We start from the raw sequence: 26,482 nt of genomic DNA, 5'->3' as shown, positions 1-26,482 counted from the left end.
TACATATAATGGGCTTAAGAAGTGAAAATGTTACTAAAGGTGTAGAAAAGGCTCCCGCTAGAAGTCTTTTCTATGCTATGGGATATACGAAAGAAGAGCTAAACAGACCTCTCATAGGTGTTGTTAATGCTAAAAGCGAAATTGTCCCAGGTCATATGCACTTGGATAAAGTTGCCGAAGCAGTAAAAGCGGGAATAAGAATGGCGGGAGGAACTCCTATAGAAGTTCCTTCCATCGGAGTTTGTGACGGTATAGCCATGGGACATGACGGTATGAAATATTCTCTTCCTAGCCGTGAACTTATTGCAGACAGCGTTGAAACGATGGCTATTGCTCATTGTTTTGACGGATTGGTATTGGTTCCCAACTGTGATAAAATCGTTCCCGGAATGATTATGGCTGCTGTCAGACTTAATATTCCTACGGTGGTTTGTTCAGGCGGACCTATGATGTCCGGTCTTGTAAAAGGTGAGGAAACTTCTCTTTCCAAGATGTTTGAAGCCGTTGGGGCTAGGAAAGCCGATATCATCGGTGACGCGGAACTGCTTGAATATGAAGAAAATACATGTCCCGGATGCGGTTCTTGCTCCGGAATGTATACCGCAAATTCAATGAATTGTCTTTCTGAAGCTGTCGGTATAGCTCTTCCCGGTAACGGTACTATTCCTGCCGTAGAAAGCGGAAGGATAAGACTTGCCAAAGAAGCAGGTATGGCAATAATGAATTTGGTTGAAAAAGATATCAAAGCAAGAGATATAATCAATGAAAAGTCTATCAGGAATGCACTTGCATGCGATATGGCTCTCGGATGTTCATCAAACAGCGTACTTCACTTATTAGCTATTGCAAATGAAGCCGGTGTTGAACTCAACCTTGAAATATTCAACGAATTCAGTTCAAAGGTTCCAAACCTATGTCATTTGGCTCCCGCAGGCGGCACTCATATGCATGACTTGAACAGAGCCGGCGGGCTTAGAGCAGTTTTAAATGAGCTTGATAAAAAGGGACTTATCGATACTTCTCTCATTACCGCAAACGGTAAGACGGTAGGAGAAAATATCAAGGGGCATGAAATAAAAGATGATAATCTGATAAAACCTGTAAGCTGTCCTTACAGTGAGACAGGCGGTATTGCAATCCTTTGGGGAAATATTGCCAAAGACGGATGTGTTGTAAAAAGAAGTGCGGTCGATGAAAGTATGCTTAAACATACAGGACCTGCAAGAGTGTTCAACAGCGAAGAAGATGCGATAGACGCTATTTACAACGGTAAAATAGTTGACGGAGATGTAGTCGTTATCCGCTACGAAGGACCGAAAGGCGGTCCGGGTATGAGAGAAATGCTAAATCCTACTTCCGCACTTGCGGGAATGGGGCTTGATAAAACAGTCGCTCTTATTACCGACGGAAGATTTTCCGGTGCATCAAGAGGTGCTTCAATAGGTCACGTTGCTCCCGAAGCATATGACGGAGGGAATATCGGACTAATCGAAGAAGGCGATATCATCGAAATAGATATCCCTGATTCAAAAATCAATGCAAAAATTACCGATGAAGAATTTGAAAACAGAAGAAAATCTTATGTCTGTCCTAAAGAGCCTGTTAAAGACGGCTGGTTAGCCAGATATCAAAGAAACGTATCATCTGCAGCCAAAGGCGCGGTAATGAAATAAAACAGTTTAAAAGACCACTCAGGTGGTCTTTTTTGTTATTTAAAGAAATAATAAATAAAAATAATAATTATTATGGAAAATATGGACTTTCGAATTTTGTAATGCTATATTATATTAAAAGACAACTTTAGAGGGAAACAATGAAATTTTTAGACAAAATATTCAGCAGAATAGTTATTTTCGGACTTTTATTATTATTTCAGGCATTTATGTTGTTTTACATAGTATTTGCTCTCGGTGAAAGTGTAAATGAAGTTTACGGAATACTTTTATTTGCAAGTATACTAACGGTGGCTTATGTAAATACAAGGAACATGAACCCTGCATATAAACTCGGCTGGGCGATAGTTATAATGGGTTTTCCGTTCTTTGGCATACTCTTCTATTTAGCCGTTGGAAATAAAAAACCCACAAGAAAACTGAAGAAAAAATTGAGCAGAGCCAGCGAATTTGCTCATAGAATGCTTCCTCAGGATGCGGATACGATTGAAGAAATCATAAAAGAAGATCCTCTCGTTGCGGGAAGTGCGATGTATATCTCCAATTACGGTCCTTATCCTATGTGTAAGAATACAAAAACAAAGTTTTATCCTGTAGGAGAAGACGCCTTTGTCGACATGATAGAGGAGCTTAAAAAAGCTGAAAAATATATATTTATCGAGTATTTCATAGTTCACGAAGGAAAAATGTGGGATACTATTTTAGATATTTTGGAAGAAAAAGTAAAAGAAGGTGTGGATGTAAGGTTTATCTACGATGATGTAGGTTCTCTTACCGTACTTCCAAGCAAGTATCATAGAGTACTTGAGAAGAAAGGCATTAAGACTATCGTATTCAATCCTTTTGTGCCTTTTTTATCTCTTGTGATGAATAATCGTGACCATAGAAAAATAACCGTCATAGACGGTAAAGTAGGTTTCACCGGAGGCATCAATTTATCCGATGAATATATCAATGAAGTGGAAAGATTTGGTCATTGGAAAGATAATGCCATTAAGCTGGAAGGAGAAGGTGTCTGGAACCTTACGATCATGTTCCTTGAAATGTGGAACGGGTTAAGACCTACGGATAATGAGCTTGCATATGAAAAGTTCAAACCGGATTACGGCTTTGCGGCGGATTATAAAGATGAAGGTTATGTTCAGCCCTTTAGTGATTCTCCTTTGGATAATGAAGTACTATCAGAGAATGTATACATGAATATATTAAATTCCGCAAGGGATTATGTGTATATTTATACTCCTTACTTGATTATAGATAATGAAATGACTACAGCTCTTACTTTAGCCGCAAAAAGAGGAGTGGATGTAAGGATAGTTATTCCGGGGATACCGGACAAGAAGACTGCATTCGAGCTTACTAAGTCATTCTGCCCCGAACTTATAAATAACGGCGTAAAGATATATCATTATACACCGGGATTTCTTCACGGAAAATGTTTTGTCTCCGATGATAAAGTTGGTACCGTAGGAACCGCAAATATGGATTACAGGAGTTTATATCTTCATTTCGAGTGCGGAGTTTATCTTTATAAGACGAAGAGCATTATGGAAATAAAAAAAGATATGCTTGAAACATTTGAGAAGAGTGAAAGAAGATACAATAAAAAGAACAGACTTCCTATATTGTTCAAAATTTACAGAAGTCTGCTTAGACTATTTGCTCCGTTGATGTAGTACTATCAATGTTAACATCATATAGAAATTTATAGCAGATGGATAGTTTTATCCATCTGTTATTTTATTGATTTAGCTGATATTATTTTAATATCCTTGACAAAAAACAAATAAAGTTATATATTTAGTATAGTTGCTATACAGTAAAGATGCTAAATATATAGAGGTAAGGGATGAACGATTATAATCAATTGATTTTTTTAATGGAGAGAATAATACATAAATATAATGAATGGGAAAATAAAAAAAGAGATTATGGGACGGGGCTTTTATTATCAAAATCAGAAATTCATACTATCGTTGCCATTGGAGATAATCAGGGTATAAATGTAACGTCTTTGGCAAAATATTTGGGTATAACAAAAGGTGCGGCTTCTCAGATGATATATAAGCTTGTAGATAAAGGGCTTGTTGAAAAGAAAGTATCTCCGTCTTCCGATACTGAAGTCGTTTTAAGTCTTACAAAAGACGGTCGGATAAATTATGACAAACATAATGAACTTCACAAAGAGGCTAATGACGAATCCATTAAAATACTTAAAACAATGCCTAAAGAACTCTATGACTATATGTTTGATTTTTTTACATCTTTCGAAGGAATAATAGACAATAAATTGAGTGATGAATAATTTTTAATAAGCTGTCATTTAGACAGCATTTATTTTAAAAATAATGTTTAGTACCTATACAGTATTGTAACTAAATATAAAAACATTGGAGAAGATATATTATGAAAAAGTATCGTACATCAAAAATTTACGGAGATTTTTATGAAAATAAACAAAGACCTTTGGTCGTTGTAATAGGTGGAAGCAGAGCCGGACTTCCTGTAAACATAAGTGATAAACTCTTTGATTATTTGAAATCAAATTTTAATGTCTTATTACTTGCGTATTTCGGTAAAGAGGGGCTTAATGAAAGCCTTGAAAGAATACCTATGGAGTATTTTATTAATTCCATTGAGTTTATAATAAAAGAGTATGGCTTAGATGATGAAAAGATAATTATAATAGGACAGTCAAAAGGAGGCGAAGCCGCGTTACTCCTTACAAATTATATCAATTCTGCCGCTACCATAGCCCTTGTTGCTTCTTGTTATGTATTTCAAGGTCTTCCTAAAAAGTTTGACTTAGAGAGTTTTAAAGAACCAAAATCTTCTTGGTCGTATAACGGTAAAGAATTACCATATATTAAATTTCAATTCAATAAAGATATTTTAAAAGATTCGATGAATGGAAATTTTTGTTCATGTTATGAGAAGTCAATAAAAAATAATTTTAATGAAGAAGCTTATATAGATATAAATAATTACAAAGGAAAAGTATTTCTGATATCAGAAGGAAACGATAAATATTGGCCAAGTAAAGAGATGTCTCAGATAATTTTTGATAATAGTTATAATAAGTGTGATTTAAAGCATGTTTCAATGGATTTACCCGGACATTATCTTTTAAAATATGATGAGTCCGTGGATGAAATAATCAAATACTTAAATACTTTTATATAGCTATAAGCTTTATCTAAATAATCAAATAGAGTAAGTTTACAGAAAATTCTTGACACTTTTTGATATTTTGGTTACAATTAATTCAATATAGAAAATTATGGGGAGATATAAAATGACAAAGAAAATAATATCTATGATGCTTTGTTTGGGACTTGTATTAGGTCTTACCGCTTGCGGTTCAGGCGGAAGTTCAGACAAAGTATACAAAATCGGTGTACTACAACTCGTTCAGCATGATGCTTTGGATAAAGCAAACGAAGGTTTCATGAAAGCATTGGAAGAAAAAGGTTACAAAGACGGTGAAAAAATCAAATTGGATTATCAAAATGCCGCAGGGGATCAATCAAACTGCCAAACTATTTCAGATAGTTTTATAAATGATAATAAAGATTTGATCTTAGCTATAGGTACTCCTGCAGCTCAGGCTGTGGCAAATAAAACAAAGGATATTCCTATACTTGTTACTGCCGTTACGGACCCTGCGGATGCGGGACTTGTTAAATCAAATGAGAAACCTGAAACAAACGTATCGGGAACAAGCGATTTAACTCCGGTAAAAGAACAAATCAAGCTTTTAAAAGAAATATTACCAAAAGCTAAAAAAGTTGGTATTTTATATTCAACAAATGAATCTAACTCTATCCTACAGGCTAAGCTTGCAAAAGAAGCTATAAAAGCGGAAGGTATGACTGCCGTTGATGCTACCGTATCAAGCTCAAATGAAATCCAGCAGGTTACAGATGCCGTAGTAGATAAAGTGGATGCTCTTTATGTTCCTACAGATAATATGATTTCTGCGGGTATCGCTACCGTTTCTATGGTTGCGAACGAAAAGAAAGTTCCTATCATATGCGGTGAATCAGGTATGTTAAAGGGCGGAGCTCTTGCAACATATGGGATAGACTATTACAATCTTGGATATAAGACAGGTCTTCAAGCTGTAGATATCTTGGAAGGAAAAACAAAAGTCAACGATATGCCGATAGGTTACCTTGCCCAGGAAGATTTGGAAATGGCTGTAAACGAAGATGCTGCTAAAACTTTAGGTATTACTATTCCTGACAGTGTAATGAATAAAGTAAAGAAATAATAAAAGTAATTGATTGAGTATTCGTATTTCTGCTCTTAAAAGGGTAGAAATACATGTTTTTATAATATTATAGGATTTAAAACGTAAATATTAAGTAACTATACTAGGGGGAGAAATAATATGTTAAAGAAAATATTATCTGTTATGCTTTGTTTCGGCATGATGATAGGACTTGCAAGCTGCGGAAGTTCTTCATCGGGCTCTGATAAAGCGTATAAAATAGGTGTCATTCAATTGATCCAGCATGATTCATTGGATGCATCATATAAAGGCTTTGTTGCCGCATTAAAAGAAAATGGATATGAAGACGGAGATAAAATAAAAATAGATTTCCAAAATGCTGCCGGAGATCAATCAAACTGTCAAACTATTTCCGACGGATTTGTGAATGACGGCAAGGATTTGATTTTGGCTATCGGTACACCTGCCGCTCAGGCTGCTGCAAGCAAAACAAAAGATATTCCTATCTTGATAACTGCTGTTACAGATCCGGCCGACGCGGGACTTGTAAAGTCAAATGAAAAACCTGAAACGAATGTATCGGGTACGAGTGATTTGACTCCTGTAAAGGATCAGCTTGAAGTATTAAAAGAGTTTTCACCAAAGGCTAAAAAAGTAGGTCTTTTATATTCGTCGAATGAAGCAAACTCTGTTTTACAGGCTAAAATAGCTAAAAAAGAAGCTAAGAAATTGGGTCTTACACTCGTTGAGGGTACAGTATCAAGTTCAAATGAAATCCAGCAGGTAACTTCTTCAATCGTAGATAAAGTAGATGCGATATATATTCCTACAGACAATACATTCGCAGCTGGTATGGCTACCGTTGCACTCGTTACGAATGAAGCAAAGGTTCCGGTTTACTGCGGAGCACAGGCTATGGCTACTGACGGCGGACTTGCTTGTTATGGTATAGACTATTATGACCTTGGTTATAAAACAGGTCTTCAGGCTATTAAAGTTTTGGAAGGCAAAGCTAAAGTCAACGATATGCCTATCGAATATTTAAGCGGAGATGATTTAAAACTTGTTGTTAATGATGATACTCTTAAGACTTTGGATATGAAAGTTCCTGATAAGCTAAAAGATAAACTCGTTAAATAAAAAAACACCCATATGGGTGTTTTTTATTTAATATTTAATTATAATTTAGATGTCAAAGCATTTCATATTTGAGCCTATTTCAAAATGGTACTTTACTATACCCAGGTCAAGTTTTGAGTAAAATCCCTTTAGAGCCCGAACGGATACTTTGCCTTCATTGATATCGAATATAAATTTTTGCTGATTGGTTGCTGTAGGCGCTAAAAGAGCGGCTTCTACACCTTCTTTAAACCATTTTGGCATATCATTATCATTCTTGACAATTTCTTTTATTGATTTTGATTTACGGCTTACTCCATTTGTTTTACCGTAACCTAACGCGATAGTGCAGTATATTTTTTCATCTTTTTTAATCTTATAAGGTATCTTGCTTTTTTTGTAAGTAAGTGCTACCCAACATGTATTCAGCCCCAGAGTTTGAGCTTTTAAAACTATTTCTTCTCCGTAATAACCGCACTTTTCTTCTATGCCTTTTTCTTTTTTACCTATAAGTACTATATAATTATTTGCATTTTCAAATTTCCCGTAGTGTGCCATAAAAGTATCAAAAGCCTTTGGTTCATCTAAGAATAATTTTATATTAAGTCCCGATTTTTTATTGCACTCCTCAATTATATCAATGAGTTTTTCTTTTATTTCTCCCTCGATTTTTTTATTTTCATAACTTCTTACAGAATGTCTATTTATTATAGCTTCTTTTAAATTCATTGTGTTCTCCTTTATATTTTTAATTCTATTCTTGATCTTCATCCGGATATCCATGTGCTGAAGCATTTTGAATGACTTCATAAACTTCGTCCGTTAGATTTTTTATTTCATTCCATATTGTTTTGTTTGTACTTATATAATAAAAATTCATTGTTCCTTTTTTATACATGGAAATAATATTTGCTTCTTTTAAAATTTTTAAATGATGTGATACTGCGGGACGTGAAAGATAAGTTTTCTTTGTTATTTCCCCGACTCTCATACCTATATTATCACTTTCCAAAAGTGCTACTATGATACTTTGTCTCGTCTCATCTCCTAAAGCTACAAAGGCATTTTTACAATTCTTAAATTTATTTGATAAGCTTAATCTTTGTTTTTTACAGTCATTCATTTTTAACTCCTTTGTTTAACAGTTTAAACTATTATACTATATATTATTTACAAAAATACATCGGTAAAGAATTTCAATACCATTGTTTTTATATTTTTCATTTTTTTATTATAACTAAAATATTTCACAAACACTTTAAAACGTTTTATAACCTTATAAAAAAGTATTTTTTTATTGAAAAGTTTTATATTTAATAGTAGAATAGAACTAATAGTGAAAATAATAAATTATTGTTTCTTTCTATAAAAAATAAATATATTTATAAGTAATAATATAATCAGGGGGTAGAGAATGGAACTTTTCATGGGTATACTGAGGAACCTTCCCGATGCCATCAGTTTAGGTATTTTATGGGGAATAATGTGTCTTGGAGTATACATAACATTTAAAATATTAGATATAGCGGATTTGACCGTTGACGGAACATTTGCACTGGGAGGATGTATAACCGCTACATTGGTCGTATCGGGAGTAAACCCTATTCTGAGTTTGATTGCTGCAACTTTGGCAGGTATGATAGCAGGTTATGTCACGGGTTTCTTACATACAAAACTTAAGATACCCGCAATCTTGGCAGGTATCCTTACAATGCTTTCGCTTTATTCCATAAACTTAAAAGTTTTAGCAGGAAAATCAAATTTGGCTATGCCTCAAATCGGGGGAGGAAATGTACAGACTGTTATCGATATGATAACTAATCTAACAGGACTTTCAAACCGAAGTGCCACATTAGTTTTTGGTATTATAATCGCGGTTATATGTATGGTAGTTCTTTATTGGTTCTTTGGAACGGAAATAGGTTCTGCAATCAGAGCTACTGGTAATAACGAGGATATGGTCAGGGCTCTCGGCGTCAATACCGATACCATGAAAATTATAGGACTTGTGATTTCAAACGGGCTCGTTTCTCTTTCCGGAGCAATGGTAGCACAGTCTCAGCGATACGGAGACGTCGGTATGGGGACAGGTACTATAGTAATAGGTCTTGCTTCTATTATCATCGGAGAAGTTATTTTGACCCACGCACATTCTTTTAAGACAAAGCTATTCAGTGTAGTATTGGGAAGTATTATATACAGAGTCATCATTGCCGTAGTACTAAGACTCGGTATGAACCCTAACGATTTAAAACTGTTAACGGCTATTATTGTTGCACTCGCTCTTTCTCTTCCTATTATTAAATCAAAACTAAATATGAGAAAGAAAATAAAAATAAATAAAGAAATAAACGGCGGGGAGGTGTAGAAAATGCTTAAATTACAGAATATAAATAAGACATTCAACGAAGGTACCATAAATGAAAAGAAAGCATTGATAGATATAAATCTACACTTGAACCCTCAGGATTTTGTAACTGTTATCGGCGGTAACGGTGCAGGGAAATCTACAATGCTTAATATGGTAGCGGGCGTATATCCCGTTGACAGCGGTAAAATAACTCTTGCGGATCATTTAATTACAAACCTCGATGAACATAAAAGAGCAAGATGGATAGGAAGAGTATTTCAGGATCCTATGAGAGGGACTGCTTCCGATATGATGATAGAAGAAAATCTCGCCATGGCGAACAGAAGAGGGGATAAGAGAGGTTTTGCCTGGGGAATCAAAAATGAAGAGAGAGAAGAGTATAAAGAGCTTCTTAAAACTCTCGACCTCGGTCTGGAGGACAGATTAAGCGATAAAGTAGGGCTTTTGTCTGGAGGACAAAGACAGGCTTTGACACTTCTTATGGCTACTTTAAAGAAACCGGAGTTACTTCTTTTGGATGAACACACTGCTGCTCTTGACCCTAAGACCGCGGCTAAAGTACTTAAGATAACAGATAAGATAATTGAAAAAGATAATCTTACAGCGCTTATGGTAACTCACAACATGAGAGACGCCATCAAATACGGAAACAGACTTATAATGATGTATGAAGGTCATATAATATACGATGTCAGCGGAGATGAAAAGAAAAATCTTGAAGTAAAAGATTTACTTGAAAAATTTGAAATGTGTTCGGGCGGAGAATTCGCCAACGACAGGATGTTATTATCTTAAACTTTGGAGTGCAGATTTACTGCACTCTTTTTTATTTATATAATGATAGTTACTTTATTTTAATGTGTTTATATACCTAAATTTAGATGATTATTTTTTAATAAAAGAAAAAAATAAATAAAAAAAGAAAATAGGAAAAAACAGTCAAAATTTCTGAAAGCGTTTATATGAAGCATAATGAAAGATAAGGAAAGTTTTTGATATTATGGAAAAGAAAATTTGTATCCTAAATGCACTTCACATTTTATATAAATTGTGGTAGAATAATTGTAAATAAAAAAAGCGTACGAGGTGATTAAAATGGTTAAAATTATCGGTGGTGCAGAAGGCACAGGAAAAACAAAAAAACTTATAGACTTAGCTAACAATGAAAACAAAGAAACGAAAGGGCTTCAAGTCTATATTGATTCAACTTTAAACCACTCAAGAGAAGTTATGACTCAAATCAGATTTATCAATACTTCTGAATTTCACATTGCTTCTTCTGAAATGTTCTTCGGATTTTTATGCGGACTTATCGCAGGAAACTACGATATAACAAAAATATACATAGACGACATACTATCTATTATAAATGCAAAACATTTGGAAACTGCAATAGCTTTTCTGGATCAGCTTGAAGCATTTACTAAAGAATATGAATGTGATATTACACTAACTCTTGGCGCAAGAGATGAAGATGAACTTAATCTTCTTAAAAAATACGAATATCAAGAAGCGTAACATTGTATACTAAATTTTCTACTAAATTAAAGGAGAAGTATTCTTCCAAGGTTTATAAAATACCAATTAGTATAGATACCACCTGTCCCGTAAGAGACGGGAGTATATCTAAAGGCGGATGTATATTTTGTGGTGAAAAAGGTGCAGGCTATGAAAACGGCGACTGCAAAGAATCAATAACCAAACAAATAAACGATAATTTAGATATTTTTGTTAATAAATATAAGGCTGAAAAGTTTATATTATATTTTCAAAATTTTACTAATACATATATAAAGCTTTCTACTTTTAAAAATAACATAATAGAAGCTGTAAATGCAGTTGATAATGCTGTAGCCATTTCGGTTTCTACCAGACCTGACTGCATCGACAGCGATTATCTTGACTTTTTAAAAGAAGTAGAAAATAAGTATCATCTTGATATAATCATCGAACTCGGATTACAGTCAGTAAATAATGAAACACTGAAAAAATTAAATAGAGGTCATACTCTGGCAGATTATTTAAAAGCTGCTCTTCTTATAAAAAGTTATGATTTTGAAATTTGTACGCATATAATTGCTTCCATTCCATATGACCGTGATGAGGATTTGGTGGAAGCGGCAAAAATACTTAGTATTTTAAATACGAACAGCGTAAAAATTCACTCTTTATATATTGAAAAAAATACAATTTTGGGTAAAATGTATGAAGAAGGAAAAATCGAAATGTTAAAACTTGATGATTTTGTAAGGAGAGTAGTTTTATTCTTGGAGAATTTAAGTGAAGAAGTTGCAGTCGAAAGACTGGTTTCGAGAGTTCCGAAGGAAGAAGATGTTTTATTTCTAAATTGGGATAGATCCCACTGGGTAATTCAGGATATGATAATCGATGAAATGAAAAAACAAAATACTTATCAGGGTAAGAAGTATAATGAGTACCAAAAAGGACTTCTTGATAAGTTTAAATAAAAGGAGCATGATAAGGTGCTTGATAACAGCGTAAATTGGGAAGATTTTTTATACCCATACAAGCAGGCAGTAGATGAGCTTACTTTAAAGTTTAAGACAATACGAGACCAAAAATTAAAAACCGGACAGTACTCGGAGATAGAAGAAGTACACGGAAGAGTAAAAAAAGTAAGCAGTATACTGGAAAAATTAGATAAAAATGATTATAATATTGAAGATATCGAAACCAAGATAACAGACCTTGCCGGAATTAGGATAGTATGTCAGTTTGAAGAAGATATAAATAAAGTTGCCAGCCATATTGCAGGCAGGAATGATATGAATATCATCATCAAAAAGGACTACCTTTCCAATCCGAAGGAAAGCGGATACCGTTCGGTTCATCTTGTAATAGAATATCAAGTCCATACTGCATTTGGTGTCAAGGATATCTTATGTGAAATTCAAATCAGGACACTGGCAATCAATTTTTGGGCTACTATAGAACATTCCCTAAATTATAAATATGAGGGGGATATACCAAAGGAAATTTCCGAAAGGCTTAAAGCAGCCGCTTTAAAGGTCAAAGATTTAGATCAGGAAATGAGTGCAATACGAGATGAAGTAATGCATGCACAAAAATTATTCAGGGCAAAGAAAAATGCCACACTTATGACAAGTCAATATATATCTCTTCTAAATAAGATGGGATATTTGGAATTAGGGAATAAATATGTTAAAATATTTACAAAGTTATCGGAAAAAGATGACACCCTACAGCTTATGCTTTTGGAAAAAGAACTGGAAGCAAAAGTTAAAAATTTAGTAAAAAAAGAAAACAAAGGAGAACAATAATGGCTTTAATCTCAAGTAAAGAAATTTTACAAAAAGCAAAAGAAGGAAAATATGCAGTAGGTGCTTTCAATGTCAACAATATGGAAATTATCCAAGGTATCGTTGAAGCAGCTGAACAAGAAAATGCGCCTGTAATCTTACAAGTATCAGCAGGAGCAAGAAAATACGCTAAATCAGTTTATTTAACATCTTTAGTAGATGCTGCTATCAAAGATACGGGAGTAGATGTTGTACTTCATCTTGACCATGGTGACAGTTTTGAACTTTGTAAATCTTGTATTGATGACGGATTTACATCAGTTATGATCGATGCTAGTAAATATGACCTTGAAAAAAATATCGAAATCACAAAACAAGTAGTGGAATATGCTCACGACCACGGTGTTACAGTAGAAGCCGAACTCGGTAAATTAGCGGGTGTTGAAGATGCGGTTAAAGTTGCTGCTAAAGATGCTACTTACACAGATCCCGAAGAAGCTGCCGAATTCGTAGAAAAAACAGGTGTTGACTCACTTGCTATAGCTATCGGTACTTCTCATGGTGCTTATAAATTCTCAGGTGAACCTAGTCTTGACTATGCAAGACTTGAAAAAGTTTGCGAACTTATTCCAAACTTCCCAATAGTACTTCACGGTGCTTCATCTGTACCTCAGGAATTTGTTGAACTTAACAATAAATATGGTGCAAAAATACCTGGAGCTCAAGGTGTCCCTGAAGAAATGTTAGCAAAGGCTGCTAAATTAGGTGTTGCTAAAATCAACGTAGATACAGATATACGTTTAGCAATGACAGCTGCTATCAGAAAAGTATTCGTAGAAGAACCTGAAGTATTTGACCCAAGAGGATATTTAAAACCTGCAAGAACTGCTGTTAAGGATATGGTTGCTCATAAAATGCAAGTATTCGGATGTGCAGGTAAAGGCGGACTTAAATAGTTTTATATAATAAAAAATAAAAGACCACTTATATGTGGTCTTTTTTAGTTGTATCATTTAATTAAATAATTTAACCGTTAACTCTTTTTTTTGCTTCTTCTAAAATTGTTCCCGCTGATCTTACTCCAAGACCAAATCTGTTACATCCGATTTCTGCCATAGCAATAAGAGTATCTAAATCTCTTACTCCGCCTGCAGCCTTAATTAACGCATCGTCACCGATAGTTTCTTTTATAAGTTTGATAGTTTCCACTGTTGTTGGTTTTGGTCCCCATCCCGTACCTGTTTTAACGTATGTAACACCGGCTTTTACGCATAATTCACTTGCCTTTTTGATTTCATCATCTGTAAGATAGCAAATTTCAATAATTGATTTTACAGGTACTCCGTCTGCTGCTTCTACTACTGCTTTGATATCATCAACGAAATAATCGTATTTACCTGATTTAAGTGCACTGACATTACTTACCATGTCAAGTTCTTCACAGCCCATAGCAATATTTTCTTTAGCTTCTATTATCTTATTTGCTGTTGTTGCAGCACCGCTTGGAAAACTTACGACACCTGTCGTTACTATATCCGGATAATCTTTTAATCTGTCGATAGTATACTTGGTTACCCAAGGCATTGGTGATGCACAAATACAATTGTACTTAATGACTGTATCGATCATTTCTTCAACTTCATCCATTACGATATCAGTTCTTACCGTACTGACATCAATCATTCTGCTAATTTTCTTTAAATCTACTTCTTTTTTCATTATTTAACCTCCGATGAATAAACATCATTATCTTTTATGGTTTTATAATAACAGGTAATTACCTTTTTGTAAAGTATTTTTTAAAAATTTATGAAAAAATATATTAAGGTGGTGATGTTTAACTTTTTGAAAAAATTTGATATTGTCGAATTATGTGATATAATGTATTTTACATAATAAGGAGGGTATAATGATAAGCTTAATACTCGGGATATGTTTTTCATTTGAATCAGCTTTAGTATTCATATCTTTATTCTATGCTCTTAAAAGGGTGATTTTTAATGGGACTCATCTATTTTTATTATTTTTGATAATTTTTTATGCACTTGCCTGTTTCTTTATAGGTCAATTGTTTTTCTATATTGTAAGAAGAAAATATAAAGTAGATAGCATATTTGATTTGCCGATACTGGATATAAATATTAAAGAAGAAATAAAATTGGAACATATAATTGAAGGAAGAGATATTGCGGGGATAGAGGACGGTAAAATTCTTTATATTGAAGACGAAAATAAAAATAAAGATATAGATACAAATTAGAAAATATTACTTGATTAAACTTCAAGTAATATTTTTTATTGTAAGTAACTATATAGATACGAGCAGTAACATCAGTATTTAAAATAATTTGTTATAATGTTTTAAGGAGGTTTGTTATTAAATTTGCAGAAAAGTTAAAGAAATTAAGAATAAGTAATGAAATGTCACAGGAGAATTTAGCAGAACTTTTAAATGTATCGCGTTCAGCCATTGCAAAATGGGAGAATGCAAACGGTATGCCCGATTTGGATAATTTAAAGATGATTGCCTCGATATTTGATGTCACTATCGATTCTCTTATCAGGGATGAAGAAGATATCGAAACTACAGAAGAAGGTTTTTGTTTTAAGATTGCGGGTGCAGGTGTAGGAGTAGGGTTAGTCTTGGGATTTTTATTCCGAGATTTTGGAGTAAATAATATGGGAGCATGGGGGATAGGTTTCGGAATAATCGGATATATTATAGGTTATGTTATTATTCAAATAAAAAACAAATAAAAATTATAATAAAATTGTACATAAAAAAGAAGGAGAAAACCTTCTTTTAATCTATGTAATTATCTATTTTATTTTGTTCGATAACTTTTTTACCCAGAAGCGTTATGGCTTTGGCAGGACAATTAGTTATACATCTGTAGCACATGGTACATTTGTTTTTTGTAATTATTTTGTTATCAATAATTTCTAAATTATTCATTGGGCATAAAGAAATACATTTTTTACATTTTATGCATTTGTTATTATCCACTTTAAGCTTTGATGAATATTCCTTAGTTTTATTATAAAACCAAAGTCTCTGTCCTAATAACCCAGCTATATGATAAAATACATTTAGCCCTTCTTTTGTTGGATTATTGTTTTTCAATCTTTGAGCTGAACTGATAATTTTATTTTCTGCTTTTAATATTATTTGTTTATTTTTTTCTTCACTTCTTTTTAATGCCTTAACATCTGCAATACAATCCGGCATTTTTACATGAAGTCCTCCTATAATGTTCGCACCATATCTTTTAAGCAATCTGGCAGAACATCCCGCACCGTCTCCGCTAAATAGTCCCATAGTTGCAATAATAATTACATTCTTGTTTTTAAATAATCCCTTATTATTTATGATAAATTCTCTGACTATTTTGGGTAGATTGCTGTAATATATTGGATAAGCAAATACTATATCTTTATTTTTTAGTAACTTTTCTTTTATATCTTTGCTTTCTATAGATATAATATCTGAATTATTATCAATATTGTTTATAAATTTATCAATGCAATATTTTGTATTTCCGGTTCCGCTGAAATAAATCCCTATCATATTTGTTTCCCTTATCTTATTTCACTTATAATAATTCTGTTTTGATGATCTTTTATTGACTTTATTAAATCATCAAAAGAAATAAATATCGTAGCTGAATTTTCCATTGGGTGAATTCCTATTATTTTATTTTTAAGTTCTTTGTCAAATACTGAAATCACTTTATTTTCTTTGTCGTTTATTACCGCAATCGGAGTCACACTTCCTGCCGACACTCCTAATATATTTTCAACATCTTTATTGTTTGCAAAGCTTAGTCTTCTGCTCCCGATTTCTTTTCTTAAACTCTTCAAATCGGCTTTTTTATGTCCGGGCAATGTGACAAGGTAATAATTTAACTTTTTATCGTCTCTTAAAAATAAATTTTTAGCTATTTTTTCTTTTCCCGGTATATTAAGATTATCAATTTCATTGATCGTATATACTTTTTCATGTTCCACTGCTTCATAATCTATATTTAATTTATTGAGGTATTCGTATGTTTCCTGTTTATTCATTTTTATTAATTCCTTTTCTTATTTGTTGCTAAAATCGTATCTCATGGGGACATAGTTTGTCTTGATTTCTTTAAATCCAAGTTTTTTATATAATTCATAACCTTCTTTTGTTGAGTTTAGCTCGATATAATCAAGGTTCATATAGCTAACATCTTCTATTAATTTTTCTATAAGTTTATTTGCAATTCCCTGCCTTCTGAAGTTATCTACTGTAAATACATTGAGTATCGTTCCTATTTTACCGTTTATAAAATTTACTCCTGAGGGAATATTGGAAATGGAAATAAATGCAGATGAAATTATTTTGTTTTCGTCTAGTGCTATATAAGCATAAAAGTCTTTGTTTAAGTGTTCTTTAAAATATGATAATAATTCTCTCTTTATATTGCTTTCATTATTTTTAATAGTTTCTTTAAATCCGTATTTAAGGAATTTAATCCTTATATCTATAAGTTCTTTTATATCGCTTTTATCGGCTTTTTTTATTATCAATGTTATGCTCTCAATGTTTAATTAATAAAATTATATTAATTATAGTATTTAATATCCTAAAAGACAATTAACAAATTTATATTAATATAAAAAATCCCTGATATTAATCAGGGATAAAACTATTTTCTTATTTTGGGAAGTGTATTTGCTCCGTGAGGAAGTAATACTGTTTCCATATCAAGACTGCCTCCGTTTAAGTCTTTTGCTATTTCAAGTGCTTCATCTAATGTTGTTGTTACATATGCTTTTGTATTTTTAAACTCTTCCTTTGGTATGCTTGTTACGAGTATCAAATTATATTTATCTGCGAAATCGGCGAATAAGTATCCTACGTATGCACCTATGGAAAAATCATTTCTGAGTGCAACTTCTCTGTCGTACATGTTATCATAACCTTTAATTTGTTTTTCGCAGTCTTCATCTCCGAATTTTTCCCCGCATTTAAATAATATGATAGCGGTTCCATTGTCTTCTATTATTTCCATAACATTGCAGAGAGTCTTTGAACCTTGATAAAGATTTATGTCTTTTGGAAACCCTCCCGCAGTAGCAATAACAAAAGGATATTTTTTATCTACATATACTCCTTCCATTTCATCGACCATTTTACATGCTTCTCTATGGGCTTCAACATAATCTCCGGCAAATGCTTTAATTATATTAAAATCTCCGTCCACTACGACATTCAGTAAAAATGTAGGTTTAAGCATTTCTGCCGCTTCCATTAAATCCATATGGAATGGATTTGTTTCGCTCATGTTTGCACTTCTGACAAATGGATTTGAACCGCTCCCAAGTCCATTATTTAATGATAGTGAATGGTGTTTCATTATCGTTTCTCTTGCTGCAATCCCCGGAACTATACTTTTTCTGCCTCCTCCGAAGCCTGCAAGAAAATGATATACTACTCCGCCGGTTATAATAACCTTATCAGCTTCTACGGCGATTTTATTTAATTTGATTGGTGTACCATGTGAAGTCGTTCCCATATAAACCATGTTTTTATCATCAGTACAAACATGATCTATTATTTCTATTCTTCCGTAGAGTTCACCTATAAGTTCTTTATGCTCTTCTTCAGTCTGTTTTCTATGTGTTCCCGTTGCACTTAAAATGGTTATATTATCATCTTTTACTCCTGCTTTGTTTAATTCGTCCACCAAAATTGGAAGATACATTTTAGATGACTGCCACTTTCTTGTTATATCGGATATTATAATACAGACTTTATCATCTTTATCTATCTTTTCATTTAGTTTATCGCTTCCTATCGGATTATTTAAAGCGTCTTTTATATGTTCTTTGGGTGTCTTTTTTATTAGTCCCAAATCGTTGGATTCAAGGACTTCTTTAATATTTTCATCCTTTAAATTTACATCAAATTCTGTTTTATCATATCTTAATTTGTAACCCATTTATTAATTCTCCTTACTTATATAAGCTTATTAAAGATTTAATTCTTATTAAAAGTTTAATAAGTTTATATAAAATATTATTTTCACATTTTATCACAAAAAGTCTTTTATTACTATATTTTAAAACGTTTTAATTTTTAAATATTATGCAATCAACAGTTTAATTTTGGAAATCATAAAAGGGAAGAAAATAATAAATTAATTAGACAATTATTTCAGTAAAAATTTGAAAGAAAGTGTTGAAATCGTTTTAGAGAATATATGCTAAGATATATTTAAGGAAGAATCAATAAATAAGGTGATTTAAATGTTTCTAAAAAGAAGAGAACTATTGATACTCAAAAGTTTGATGTTAGCCGATAAAGGTATCAAAATATCGGATTTGACAAATAAATTCAAGGTATCGGAAAGAATGATAAGATATGACATTGATAATATAAATTATTTTCTTAAAAGTATCAATGCTTTTATAGATAAAGATAGAAATGGAAATTTTATTTTAAATATAAAAGAAGAAGATATATTCAAGTTAAAAGAAGAGATAAATAATTTTGCGGTTACGGATGTTTATCTTACGGAAGAAGACAGGTTTAATTATATAATTATAAAACTTCTAACGGCAAATAAACCAATAACGATTTCATCCATAGCCGAAGAACTTTACGTAAGCAGAAGTTCTTTGAATAAGACTATGAAAAAGGTTTATGAATGGTTCGATGAACAAGGTATAAATGTTATAAGTAAAACCAATTACGGGATACTGTTAAATTGTTCGGAAAACAGATGGAGAAAGGCGGTAATAAAATTAAGCAATAACAAAGAACACCGAGGTTACTTTTACAGTCTTCTTCATAAAGTATCCAATGACAGTGACGATAATTATTTAAACCCCACCAATTACATTCTTCCGCTATATAAAGAAGCTTTATTTGATGAAGACGATTTATTTAAAATCATAGATTCGATTTCTTATTTAGAAGATTTACTTGAAACAAAATTTGATGATTCCAGTTATGTATCTTTATTGATACATCTAGCAATAGCAATGAAAAGGCTTAAAAACGGGAACAAGATTTTAATGTCGAATGAACAGCTTGAGCAGCTTAAAAATGAAGATGAATATCCTGTTTCCAAAAGTTTTGCTAAGTATTTAAATACCATTTTCGATATTGATATTCCCGATGAAGAAATAGGCTATATAACCATACATCTTATGGGGGCAAGAAGATTTTTTATTTTGGCAAATGATGACAAAGGGTTAAAAGAAGTTGTAATAAAAATCATAGATAACGTTCAGAAGATTTTAAATAAAAGTATTGATGATAAGTATATCGATGATTTGATAAAAGACTTGACTGTTCATTTAAAACCGGCAATATCAAGGCTTAAAAATTCTTTAATGATTGAAAATCCCATACTGGATACCATAAAAGGAAAATATATGGATATATTTTCGGCGGTGGAAAAGTCATGTTTTATCATAAAAGAAAAATATGATATAGATAATATCCCTGATGACGAGATAGCTTATATAACGATGCATATCGGGGCAAGTTTAGAGAAATCCAGAGTTATTAAAAATAAAAAGATAAAAGCAATAACCATGTGTGCTAGCGGTCTCGGGACTTCCAAAATGCTTTCCAGCAGGATACAAAGAGAATTCCCTATGATAGAAATCATAGGAGAAATATCAATATTCGATGCTTCCAAATATAAAAAAGCAGATGTAATCATTTCAACCATAGATACTTATATAAAAACCGAGATTCCTATTATAAAGGTAACGCCTTTACTTGATAGTAAAGATATAAAAAAAATAGAAGATTTCCTTGATATAAAAAGGGTAGTTCCAAACTATGAAATACTTGGTGATTTAGATAAAAAAATAGACATAATTGTAAAAGCAGCAAAAGATAACAGTACTAATTTAGATGAAATTAAATTTAAAAATGTTTTATATGAAATATTAATAGATAACAACAATACAGGAGAGGAGATTTTACCTATGCTATCGGAGTTGATTGACGAAAAGAGAATTTCATTTTATGACGCAAAAAATTGGGAGGACGCGGTGAGGGAGGCCGGGAGACTATTGGTGGATACCAAATGTGCCAAAAACGGGTATGTTGATAAAATGATCGATACCGTCAAAGAACTTGGTTCATATATAGTAATAACAAAGGGGATCGCTTTACCCCATGCGAGACCTGAAGACGGAGCATTGAAAGTTGCAATGAGTCTTGTGATATTAAATAATCCCATAAATTTCGGTAATAAAAACAACGATCCGGTAAAGGCGGTGTTCGGACTTTGTGCCGTTGATAATCATACTCATTTAAGGGCTCTTTCGGATCTTGGAAAGTTTGCCGTTAATGAAGATAATTTTTCAACTTTAATTTCACTTAAGTCTAAAAAGGAAATATCAAAATATATTAAACAAATATGTGAGGAGAGTGATAAGAATGAATGACAGAATCAAAAAAATCAAGAAAAGTGTGGTCAGTGTAAAACCTGAAGTATGTACCGAGAGACTGAGAATAATAACGGAGTCTTATGAAAAATACAAAGATGAACCTATCATAGTAAAAAGAGCATTGTCACTTAGAGATATACTTCTTAATATGAGTATTTATCTGGAAGATGAACAGCTCATCATAGGCAATCAATCCTCGGGAATCAGAAGAGCTCCGTTGTTTCCCGAATATTCTTGGGACTGGATTTTTAAAGAAATAGATGAATTTGAAAAAAGACCAAGCGATGTCTTTTATGTAAGCGAAGAAAATAAAAAAATAATGAGAGAAATATTACCTTTATGGAAAGGTATGACACTAAAAGACAGAGTTCTCAAAACTCAGACAAAAGAAGTTTTGGAAGATAAAAAAGTCGGAGTCCTCGGTTGGGAGGGAAATGTAACAGCCGGAGAAGGACATATAATCATGGACTTTGAAAAAGTGTTAAAAGTTGGATTCAGAGGTATAGTAAATGAAGCCGACGATAAACTTTTAAACCTTGACTATACCGACCCTGATGATTTAAGAAAAGTATCTTTTTATAAGGCTGTAAAAATAGTATACTCCGCTTCAAGCGAATTTGTTGAAAGATATATAGATTTGCTTCAGGAGAAAATTATTATAGAAAAGGATGAACAGAGGAAGAAGGAGCTAAAGCAAATAAAGAAAACTATAGAAAATATTGAATATAATCCTCCTACAACTTTCAAAAGTGCGGTTCAGCTCCTTTGGTTCGTTCAGCTGATTTCTCAGATAGAAGCAAACGGTCATTCAATGTCGATGGGCAGGGTAGATAAATATATTTATCCGTTTTACAAGAGAGATATCGATAAAGGGATTTTAAACAGAGATGAAGCAAAAGAATATATAGAGTGTTTTTATTTAAAACTATTCACAGTAATAAAGATAAGACCTTGGTCTCACACGAGGTTTGTTGCCGGATATCCTACATATCAAAATATTATTATAGGCGGGAAGAATATAGACGGAGAAAGTGATTTGAATGAAATGTCGTATATACTCCTCGAAGCTCTGGGAGATATCAAATTATCCGAACCTAACTTTTATATAAGGTGTCATGAAGATATGCCTAAAGATTTTGTGGATTTAATGATAAAAGTTATAAAAATGGGATTTGGTATGCCGGCTCTTGTAAATGATGATGTTATCATAAATTCTTTAATCGATAGGGGTGTGAGCAAAGAAGACGCTTATGACTATTCCACAATGGGTTGTCTTGAAGTTCAGGTTCCTGGTAAATGGGGATACAGAGCGAACGGTAAGACTAAAGTAAATGTTTTAAAAATAATGGAAATTGCACTAAACGGAGGAGTAGATCCCAAAAGCGGTATCAAGACAATAAAAGGTATTCCCGAATTTACAAAGTTTACTGATTTTGATGAAGTGTATGAAGCTTACTGTAAAGCAATGATACATTATATGCGTCTTCAGGTCACTGCGGATAATATCAATGACATTGCTATGGAAGAGCTTGTTCCGGATGCGTTTTGCTCGGGGCTTGTAGAGGACTGTATAGGAAGAGGAAAGACCATAAAAGAAGGCGGTGCCGTTTACGATATGATAAGCGGAGCGTTGGTCGGAGGACCTAATGTAGGTAATTCTCTATATGCTTTAAAGAAAGCTGTCTTTGAAGATAAGTTGCTGACTTTGGAAGATGTTCAAAATGCTGTAAGAAGCAATTATGAAGGTATCGAAGGAGAAAAAATAAGGCTGCTTCTTCAAAACAAAATAGATAAATACGGAAATGATAATGATGAAGCGGATGATATGGTCGTAAAGATTTATAAGCCTTACATAGATAATATAGCTTCATATAAAAATACCAGATTTGGCAGAGGTCCTATAGGGGGTATGTTCATTCCTTCCACCGTTACTATTTCTTCAAATGTTCCCGACGGAGCAAAAGTAGGTGCGACTCCCGACGGAAGAAAAGATGAAGAACCTACTGCGGAAGGCGTGTCGCCTATGCACGGAACAGAAAAAAACGGTCCGACCAGTGTTATCAATTCTGTTTCCAAATTGGAAACAAGAAAGATGACCGGAGGACAGCTCTTAAATATGAGATTTAATCCGACTACGGTAAAGACTAAAAAAGATGAAGAAAAATTCTATGCACTGATAGAAGCATTTTTCAAGAAGAACGGATGGCATGTTCAGTTTAACATGATATCCACGGATACTTTAATCAAGGCCCAGAAAGAACCCGAGAAATATCAAGATTTAGTTGTAAGGGTTGCAGGATATAGTGCTTTATTTACTTCTTTGGACAAAATTACTCAGGACGACATAATAAGCAGAATGGAATATGAATTATAGGAGGTTGAAAATATGAAAATTATTACAGTTTGCGGAATGGGGATGGGTACGTCTTTGATTTTAAAGATGACTATCGAATCTGTACTGAAAAAAGAAGGATTGAGTGCAGAAGTAGTTCATTCGGATTTAGGTTCGGCTAAAGCTTTAAATGCTGATTTATTTGCAATTTCGGTAGATATGATAAGTGCATTTGAAGATTCAGGCAAAACTTATGTTGCCGTACAAAGTGTATTTGATGAAAACGGCGTAAGAGAAAAAGTATTACCTATTGTGAAAAAATTTTTAGAAGAAAATGAAAAATAAAATATAAATAGGAGGTCAAAATGAATTTTTTAATAAATTTTGTAGATTATATGGCAAATTATGTTCTGGGCGTTCCGGCTATTATGATTGCTCTTGTTTCTATGATAGGACTTATTGCTCAAAAAAAATCTCTGCCTGATATTTTGTCGGGAACGATGAAATCAGCTATGGGGTATTTGATCTTAAGTACGGGAGCAGGAATACTTGTAAGCTGCATGGTACCCCTTGGGGGCATAATGAACGAAGTATTTGGTTTTCAAGGATTTTTCCCTAACGACGAATCAATAATCGCAGCTGTAATGGGAACTTACGGAAAAGTAGCTGTTCTATCGATGGTAGTATGCTTTATGGTAAATTTGATCGTTGCGAGATTTACCAAATTTAAATATGTATACTTAACAGGTCACATGTTACTATTCATAAATATGTTGGTATGTGTACTTATAGAAGTACAATTAGGTATTACAAGCACATGGCAGATAGTACTGTTAAGCGGTTTGATAAGCGGTATATACTGTCCGTTAGCTATTGCTCTTTGTCAGAAGTACACCGATAAAGTTACAAATAATGCCGGAGTTGGGCTTGCTCATTCATCATGTTTGCAGGCATTTATAGGCGGTTGGATAGGTGAAAGGTTTGGAGATCCAAGCAAATCTACAGAAGATTTAAAACTGCCTAAATGGGCGAGTATTTTCAGAGATGCAACACTTGCTACCGGAATAACGATGTTTTTGGTATTCTTGGTCGTAGCTTTTATAGCTCCGAAAGATTACATATTAGAGCAGGTAGGCGAACAAGGCAGGTTTATGTGGGCTGTAATGAACGGTCTTAACTTTGGTGCCGGAATAACTATTTTGTTATCCGGTGTTAGAATGCTTATTGCAGAGATCGTACCGGCATTTAAAGGTTTTGCGGATAAAATCGTACCTAACGCCAAACCGGGGCTTGACTGTCCGATAGTTATGCCTTACGCTCCTACTGCTTGGCTTTTAGGTTTCTTGATAAGTTTCCCTATAGGTATTATTTGTACATTGATTTCTGCGGGACCTTTAAGCGTACAGTATGTGCTTATTGCCGGTGTTATCCCTCACTTCTTTGGTTCCGGACCTGCAGCTGTTTACGGTAATGCGACAGGCGGTGTCAAGGGTGCTGTTATTGCATCAATAGTTTCTTCACTTATCCTAAGTTTTGGTATACAGTTACTTATTCCGTTAACGGGAAGCGTATGTATTGGTACCGGACTTACATGGGGTGAAAGTGACTTTGGTGTATGGGGTACATTACTTGGATATATATTCAAAGGTATATCAAGTATCTTTTAAATAAAAAAGGAAATGTTAATATGCGTAACATTCCCTTTATGTCAATCAATATAAGAATATTGAAAGAAATATATTAAATTATACTAATTTTCTAGCTAAAAAACAATCATAAAGAGGTAAATTATGGGAAAAGTAGCATTACTAAAGTGTAAACCGAACCAAATCAAAGACAAAGTACATAAAGCATTAGATTTACTCGGGGGTATTTCTGATTTTGTTAAAATAGATGATATGGTAGTTATAAAACCTAATGTTCTTTGTGCTCAAGACCACGAAACGGGAGCGACAACATCTCCCGTTTTGGTAAAAACAATTGCGGATATGTGTCTTGATGTCGGAGCTAAAAAGGTTATAGTTGCGGAGAGTTCCAACTGGGGAATAGATTCAATGGAAGCAATGAAAGAATGCGGATATGATAAAATTGCTGACGGAGAAAAAATCGTCTTAATGGATTTAAAAAAAGGTGAATTCGTTAAAAAGGATATTGACGGCTTGGTCCTTAAGAGTATCAATATACCGAAGGTATTATGTGATGCTGACGCTGTTATAAACTGTCCCGTGCTTAAAGCACACACCATGACTAAAGTAACCATAGGAATTAAAAATTTGTCTGTAGGGATTTCTTCCGATGAAGATAAACAGCATTCACTTCACAGGATAGGGCTCTATCCTCCTTTAAGCGATGAAATGGAAGAAAACGGTTCTTGGTTAGACCAAGCTATATGTGATATAAACTCGAATACAAAGACTACGCTTACTGTAGTCGACGGCATATATGGTCTTCATGGAAAGGGGGCACCTCTTTTTGGAGATAAAATCAATACTAATTTGATCATGACTTCTCCTGACAGAGTAAGTATTGACAGTGTTGGAAGTAAGATCTTAGGTCATGATGCAGTGGATGTTCATCATATAAGAAACTCTTATAACAGGGGCATGGGAGAAATAGACTTAGATAAAATCGAGGTAGTAGGAGATAAAATATCGGATTTTAAATTTGATATCAATCAGTCCTATAATACTTCCCTTAATGGCATTCCAAGTAACGTTACTGTTATAAACGGATGTAAGAACTGCAAAGCTTGTTTATCGACGATAACTTATGTTTTAAGCAGGCATAAAGATGATATAGAAAAAATGGAAATTCCTATAAATGTGTATGTAGGGAAATATTTTGAAGATAAAAAACATCCGTCTGACAGAAGGATGCATATTTATTACGGTAATTGTGCGGGAAGTCATATTTACGGAGGAGGTTTTGTCCCCGGATGTCCTCCAAGGTCCAGAAGGCAGTTTATTCAATCTATAGGAGCTTTGGATATATACAAACAAGACGAAGGTCTGGATACGGATAGGTAAC

General features: G+C 33.4%; 26 protein-coding genes. 19 read left to right on the top strand and 7 right to left on the bottom strand.

Annotated elements, in window-relative coordinates:
- Positions 1–8: 8 nt before the first annotated feature.
- The 6 genes from ilvD to NSA01_RS07285 all read left to right on the top strand — a co-directional run bounded on the left by ilvD (position 9) and on the right by NSA01_RS07285 (position 7,047).
- A complete protein-coding gene (ilvD, locus tag NSA01_RS07310; RefSeq protein WP_257480831.1) occupies positions 9–1,673 on the top strand; it encodes a dihydroxy-acid dehydratase in 1,665 nt (554 codons plus the stop codon).
- Positions 1,674–1,813: 140 nt separating this feature from the next.
- A complete protein-coding gene (gene cls, locus NSA01_RS07305) occupies positions 1,814–3,349 on the top strand; it encodes a cardiolipin synthase (RefSeq protein ID WP_257480830.1) in 1,536 nt (511 codons plus the stop codon).
- 173 nt (positions 3,350–3,522) lie between these two features.
- Positions 3,523–3,978, top strand: coding sequence for a MarR family winged helix-turn-helix transcriptional regulator (locus NSA01_RS07300; protein ID WP_257480829.1), 456 nt, complete (start codon positions 3,523–3,525; stop codon positions 3,976–3,978).
- 101 nt (positions 3,979–4,079) lie between these two features.
- On the top strand, positions 4,080–4,856 hold the full coding sequence (locus NSA01_RS07295; protein WP_257480828.1) for an acyl-CoA thioester hydrolase/BAAT C-terminal domain-containing protein: 777 nt from the start codon (positions 4,080–4,082) through the stop codon (positions 4,854–4,856).
- Positions 4,857–4,968: 112 nt separating this feature from the next.
- On the top strand, positions 4,969–5,946 hold the full coding sequence (locus NSA01_RS07290) for an ABC transporter substrate-binding protein (protein WP_257480827.1): 978 nt from the start codon (positions 4,969–4,971) through the stop codon (positions 5,944–5,946).
- Between the two features lie 120 nt (positions 5,947–6,066).
- Positions 6,067–7,047: an ABC transporter substrate-binding protein gene (locus NSA01_RS07285; protein ID WP_257480826.1), complete on the top strand. Its 981-nt coding sequence runs from the start codon at positions 6,067–6,069 to the stop codon at positions 7,045–7,047.
- Between the two features lie 45 nt (positions 7,048–7,092).
- On the opposite strand, the gene NSA01_RS07280 is transcribed toward NSA01_RS07285, so the two are convergent.
- Both NSA01_RS07280 and NSA01_RS07275 read right to left on the bottom strand, forming a co-directional pair.
- A complete protein-coding gene (locus NSA01_RS07280; RefSeq protein ID WP_257480825.1) occupies positions 7,093–7,755 on the bottom strand; it encodes a nitroreductase family protein in 663 nt (220 codons plus the stop codon).
- Positions 7,756–7,780: 25 nt separating this feature from the next.
- Positions 7,781–8,149 (bottom strand): ArsR/SmtB family transcription factor, encoded by a 369-nt coding sequence (locus NSA01_RS07275; protein ID WP_257480824.1) that lies wholly within the window; start codon positions 8,147–8,149, stop codon positions 7,781–7,783.
- Positions 8,150–8,440: 291 nt separating this feature from the next.
- Here NSA01_RS07275 and NSA01_RS07270 point away from each other — a divergent pair, with 291 nt between their 5' ends.
- The 6 genes from NSA01_RS07270 (at position 8,441) to fba (ending at position 13,634) form a co-directional block, all read left to right on the top strand.
- A complete protein-coding gene (locus NSA01_RS07270) occupies positions 8,441–9,394 on the top strand; it encodes an ABC transporter permease (RefSeq protein ID WP_257480823.1) in 954 nt (317 codons plus the stop codon).
- 3 nt (positions 9,395–9,397) lie between these two features.
- Complete coding sequence (locus NSA01_RS07265) at positions 9,398–10,192, top strand: ABC transporter ATP-binding protein (protein ID WP_007049814.1); 795 nt, start codon at positions 9,398–9,400, stop codon at positions 10,190–10,192.
- A 300-nt stretch (positions 10,193–10,492) separates the two neighbouring features.
- Positions 10,493–10,915, top strand: coding sequence for a hypothetical protein (locus NSA01_RS07260; protein WP_257480822.1), 423 nt, complete (start codon positions 10,493–10,495; stop codon positions 10,913–10,915).
- Positions 10,916–10,917: 2 nt separating this feature from the next.
- Positions 10,918–11,865, top strand: a complete 948-nt coding sequence (locus tag NSA01_RS07255; protein WP_257480821.1) for a TIGR01212 family radical SAM protein — start codon at positions 10,918–10,920, stop codon at positions 11,863–11,865.
- 15 nt (positions 11,866–11,880) lie between these two features.
- On the top strand, positions 11,881–12,699 hold the full coding sequence (locus NSA01_RS07250; RefSeq protein WP_257480820.1) for a GTP pyrophosphokinase: 819 nt from the start codon (positions 11,881–11,883) through the stop codon (positions 12,697–12,699).
- Positions 12,699–13,634 carry a class II fructose-1,6-bisphosphate aldolase gene (gene fba, locus NSA01_RS07245; RefSeq protein WP_007049810.1) on the top strand — a complete coding sequence of 312 codons (936 nt, stop codon included), beginning with the start codon at positions 12,699–12,701 and terminating at the stop codon, positions 13,632–13,634. The genes NSA01_RS07250 and fba overlap by 1 nt, the downstream gene beginning before the upstream one ends.
- Before the next feature lie 70 nt (positions 13,635–13,704).
- Here the strand turns inward: fba and deoC are convergent, their stop codons facing one another.
- A complete protein-coding gene (gene deoC / locus NSA01_RS07240; protein ID WP_257480819.1) occupies positions 13,705–14,397 on the bottom strand; it encodes a deoxyribose-phosphate aldolase in 693 nt (230 codons plus the stop codon).
- A gap of 190 nt (positions 14,398–14,587) precedes the next feature.
- On the opposite strand from deoC, the gene NSA01_RS07235 reads away from it, so the two are divergent.
- On the top strand, positions 14,588–14,938 hold the full coding sequence (locus NSA01_RS07235) for a hypothetical protein (protein WP_257480818.1): 351 nt from the start codon (positions 14,588–14,590) through the stop codon (positions 14,936–14,938).
- Between the two features lie 56 nt (positions 14,939–14,994).
- Positions 14,995–15,435, top strand: a complete 441-nt coding sequence (locus NSA01_RS07230) for a helix-turn-helix domain-containing protein (RefSeq protein ID WP_373887189.1) — start codon at positions 14,995–14,997, stop codon at positions 15,433–15,435.
- 46 nt (positions 15,436–15,481) lie between these two features.
- Here NSA01_RS07230 and NSA01_RS07225 read toward each other — a convergent pair whose 3' ends face one another.
- The 4 genes from NSA01_RS07225 to larA form a co-directional block, all read right to left on the bottom strand.
- Entirely contained in the window at positions 15,482–16,246 is a 765-nt protein-coding gene (locus tag NSA01_RS07225) for an EFR1 family ferrodoxin (protein ID WP_257480817.1), read from the bottom strand.
- Positions 16,247–16,257: 11 nt separating this feature from the next.
- Positions 16,258–16,743: a prolyl-tRNA synthetase associated domain-containing protein gene (locus NSA01_RS07220; RefSeq protein ID WP_257480816.1), complete on the bottom strand. Its 486-nt coding sequence runs from the start codon at positions 16,741–16,743 to the stop codon at positions 16,258–16,260.
- An 18-nt stretch (positions 16,744–16,761) separates the two neighbouring features.
- Complete coding sequence (locus NSA01_RS07215; protein ID WP_257480815.1) at positions 16,762–17,235, bottom strand: GNAT family N-acetyltransferase; 474 nt, start codon at positions 17,233–17,235, stop codon at positions 16,762–16,764.
- Between the two features lie 119 nt (positions 17,236–17,354).
- The gene (gene larA, locus NSA01_RS07210) at positions 17,355–18,650 is read right to left on the bottom strand and encodes a nickel-dependent lactate racemase (RefSeq protein WP_257480814.1); all 1,296 of its coding nucleotides are present in this window, start codon (positions 18,648–18,650) and stop codon (positions 17,355–17,357) included.
- 307 nt (positions 18,651–18,957) lie between these two features.
- On the opposite strand from larA, the gene NSA01_RS07205 reads away from it, so the two are divergent.
- From NSA01_RS07205 to NSA01_RS07185, 5 genes are all read left to right on the top strand, one after another.
- Complete coding sequence (locus NSA01_RS07205; RefSeq protein ID WP_257480813.1) at positions 18,958–21,120, top strand: BglG family transcription antiterminator; 2,163 nt, start codon at positions 18,958–18,960, stop codon at positions 21,118–21,120.
- Positions 21,113–23,497 (top strand): glycyl radical protein, encoded by a 2,385-nt coding sequence (locus NSA01_RS07200; RefSeq protein ID WP_257480812.1) that lies wholly within the window; start codon positions 21,113–21,115, stop codon positions 23,495–23,497. The genes NSA01_RS07205 and NSA01_RS07200 overlap by 8 nt, the downstream gene beginning before the upstream one ends.
- A 12-nt stretch (positions 23,498–23,509) precedes the next feature.
- A complete protein-coding gene (locus NSA01_RS07195; protein WP_257480811.1) occupies positions 23,510–23,800 on the top strand; it encodes a PTS sugar transporter subunit IIB in 291 nt (96 codons plus the stop codon).
- Between the two features lie 20 nt (positions 23,801–23,820).
- A complete protein-coding gene (locus NSA01_RS07190; protein ID WP_257480810.1) occupies positions 23,821–25,122 on the top strand; it encodes a PTS ascorbate transporter subunit IIC in 1,302 nt (433 codons plus the stop codon).
- 123 nt (positions 25,123–25,245) lie between these two features.
- Positions 25,246–26,481 carry a DUF362 domain-containing protein gene (locus NSA01_RS07185; protein ID WP_257480809.1) on the top strand — a complete coding sequence of 412 codons (1,236 nt, stop codon included), beginning with the start codon at positions 25,246–25,248 and terminating at the stop codon, positions 26,479–26,481.
- The last annotated feature ends 1 nt before the right edge of the window (position 26,482 follow it).

Origin of the sequence: Anaerofustis stercorihominis, assembly GCF_024623185.1 — a bacterium.
Taxonomy (GTDB): Bacteria; Bacillota; Clostridia; order Eubacteriales; family Anaerofustaceae; genus Anaerofustis.
This window is presented reverse-complemented; position numbering and strand designations above follow the sequence as displayed.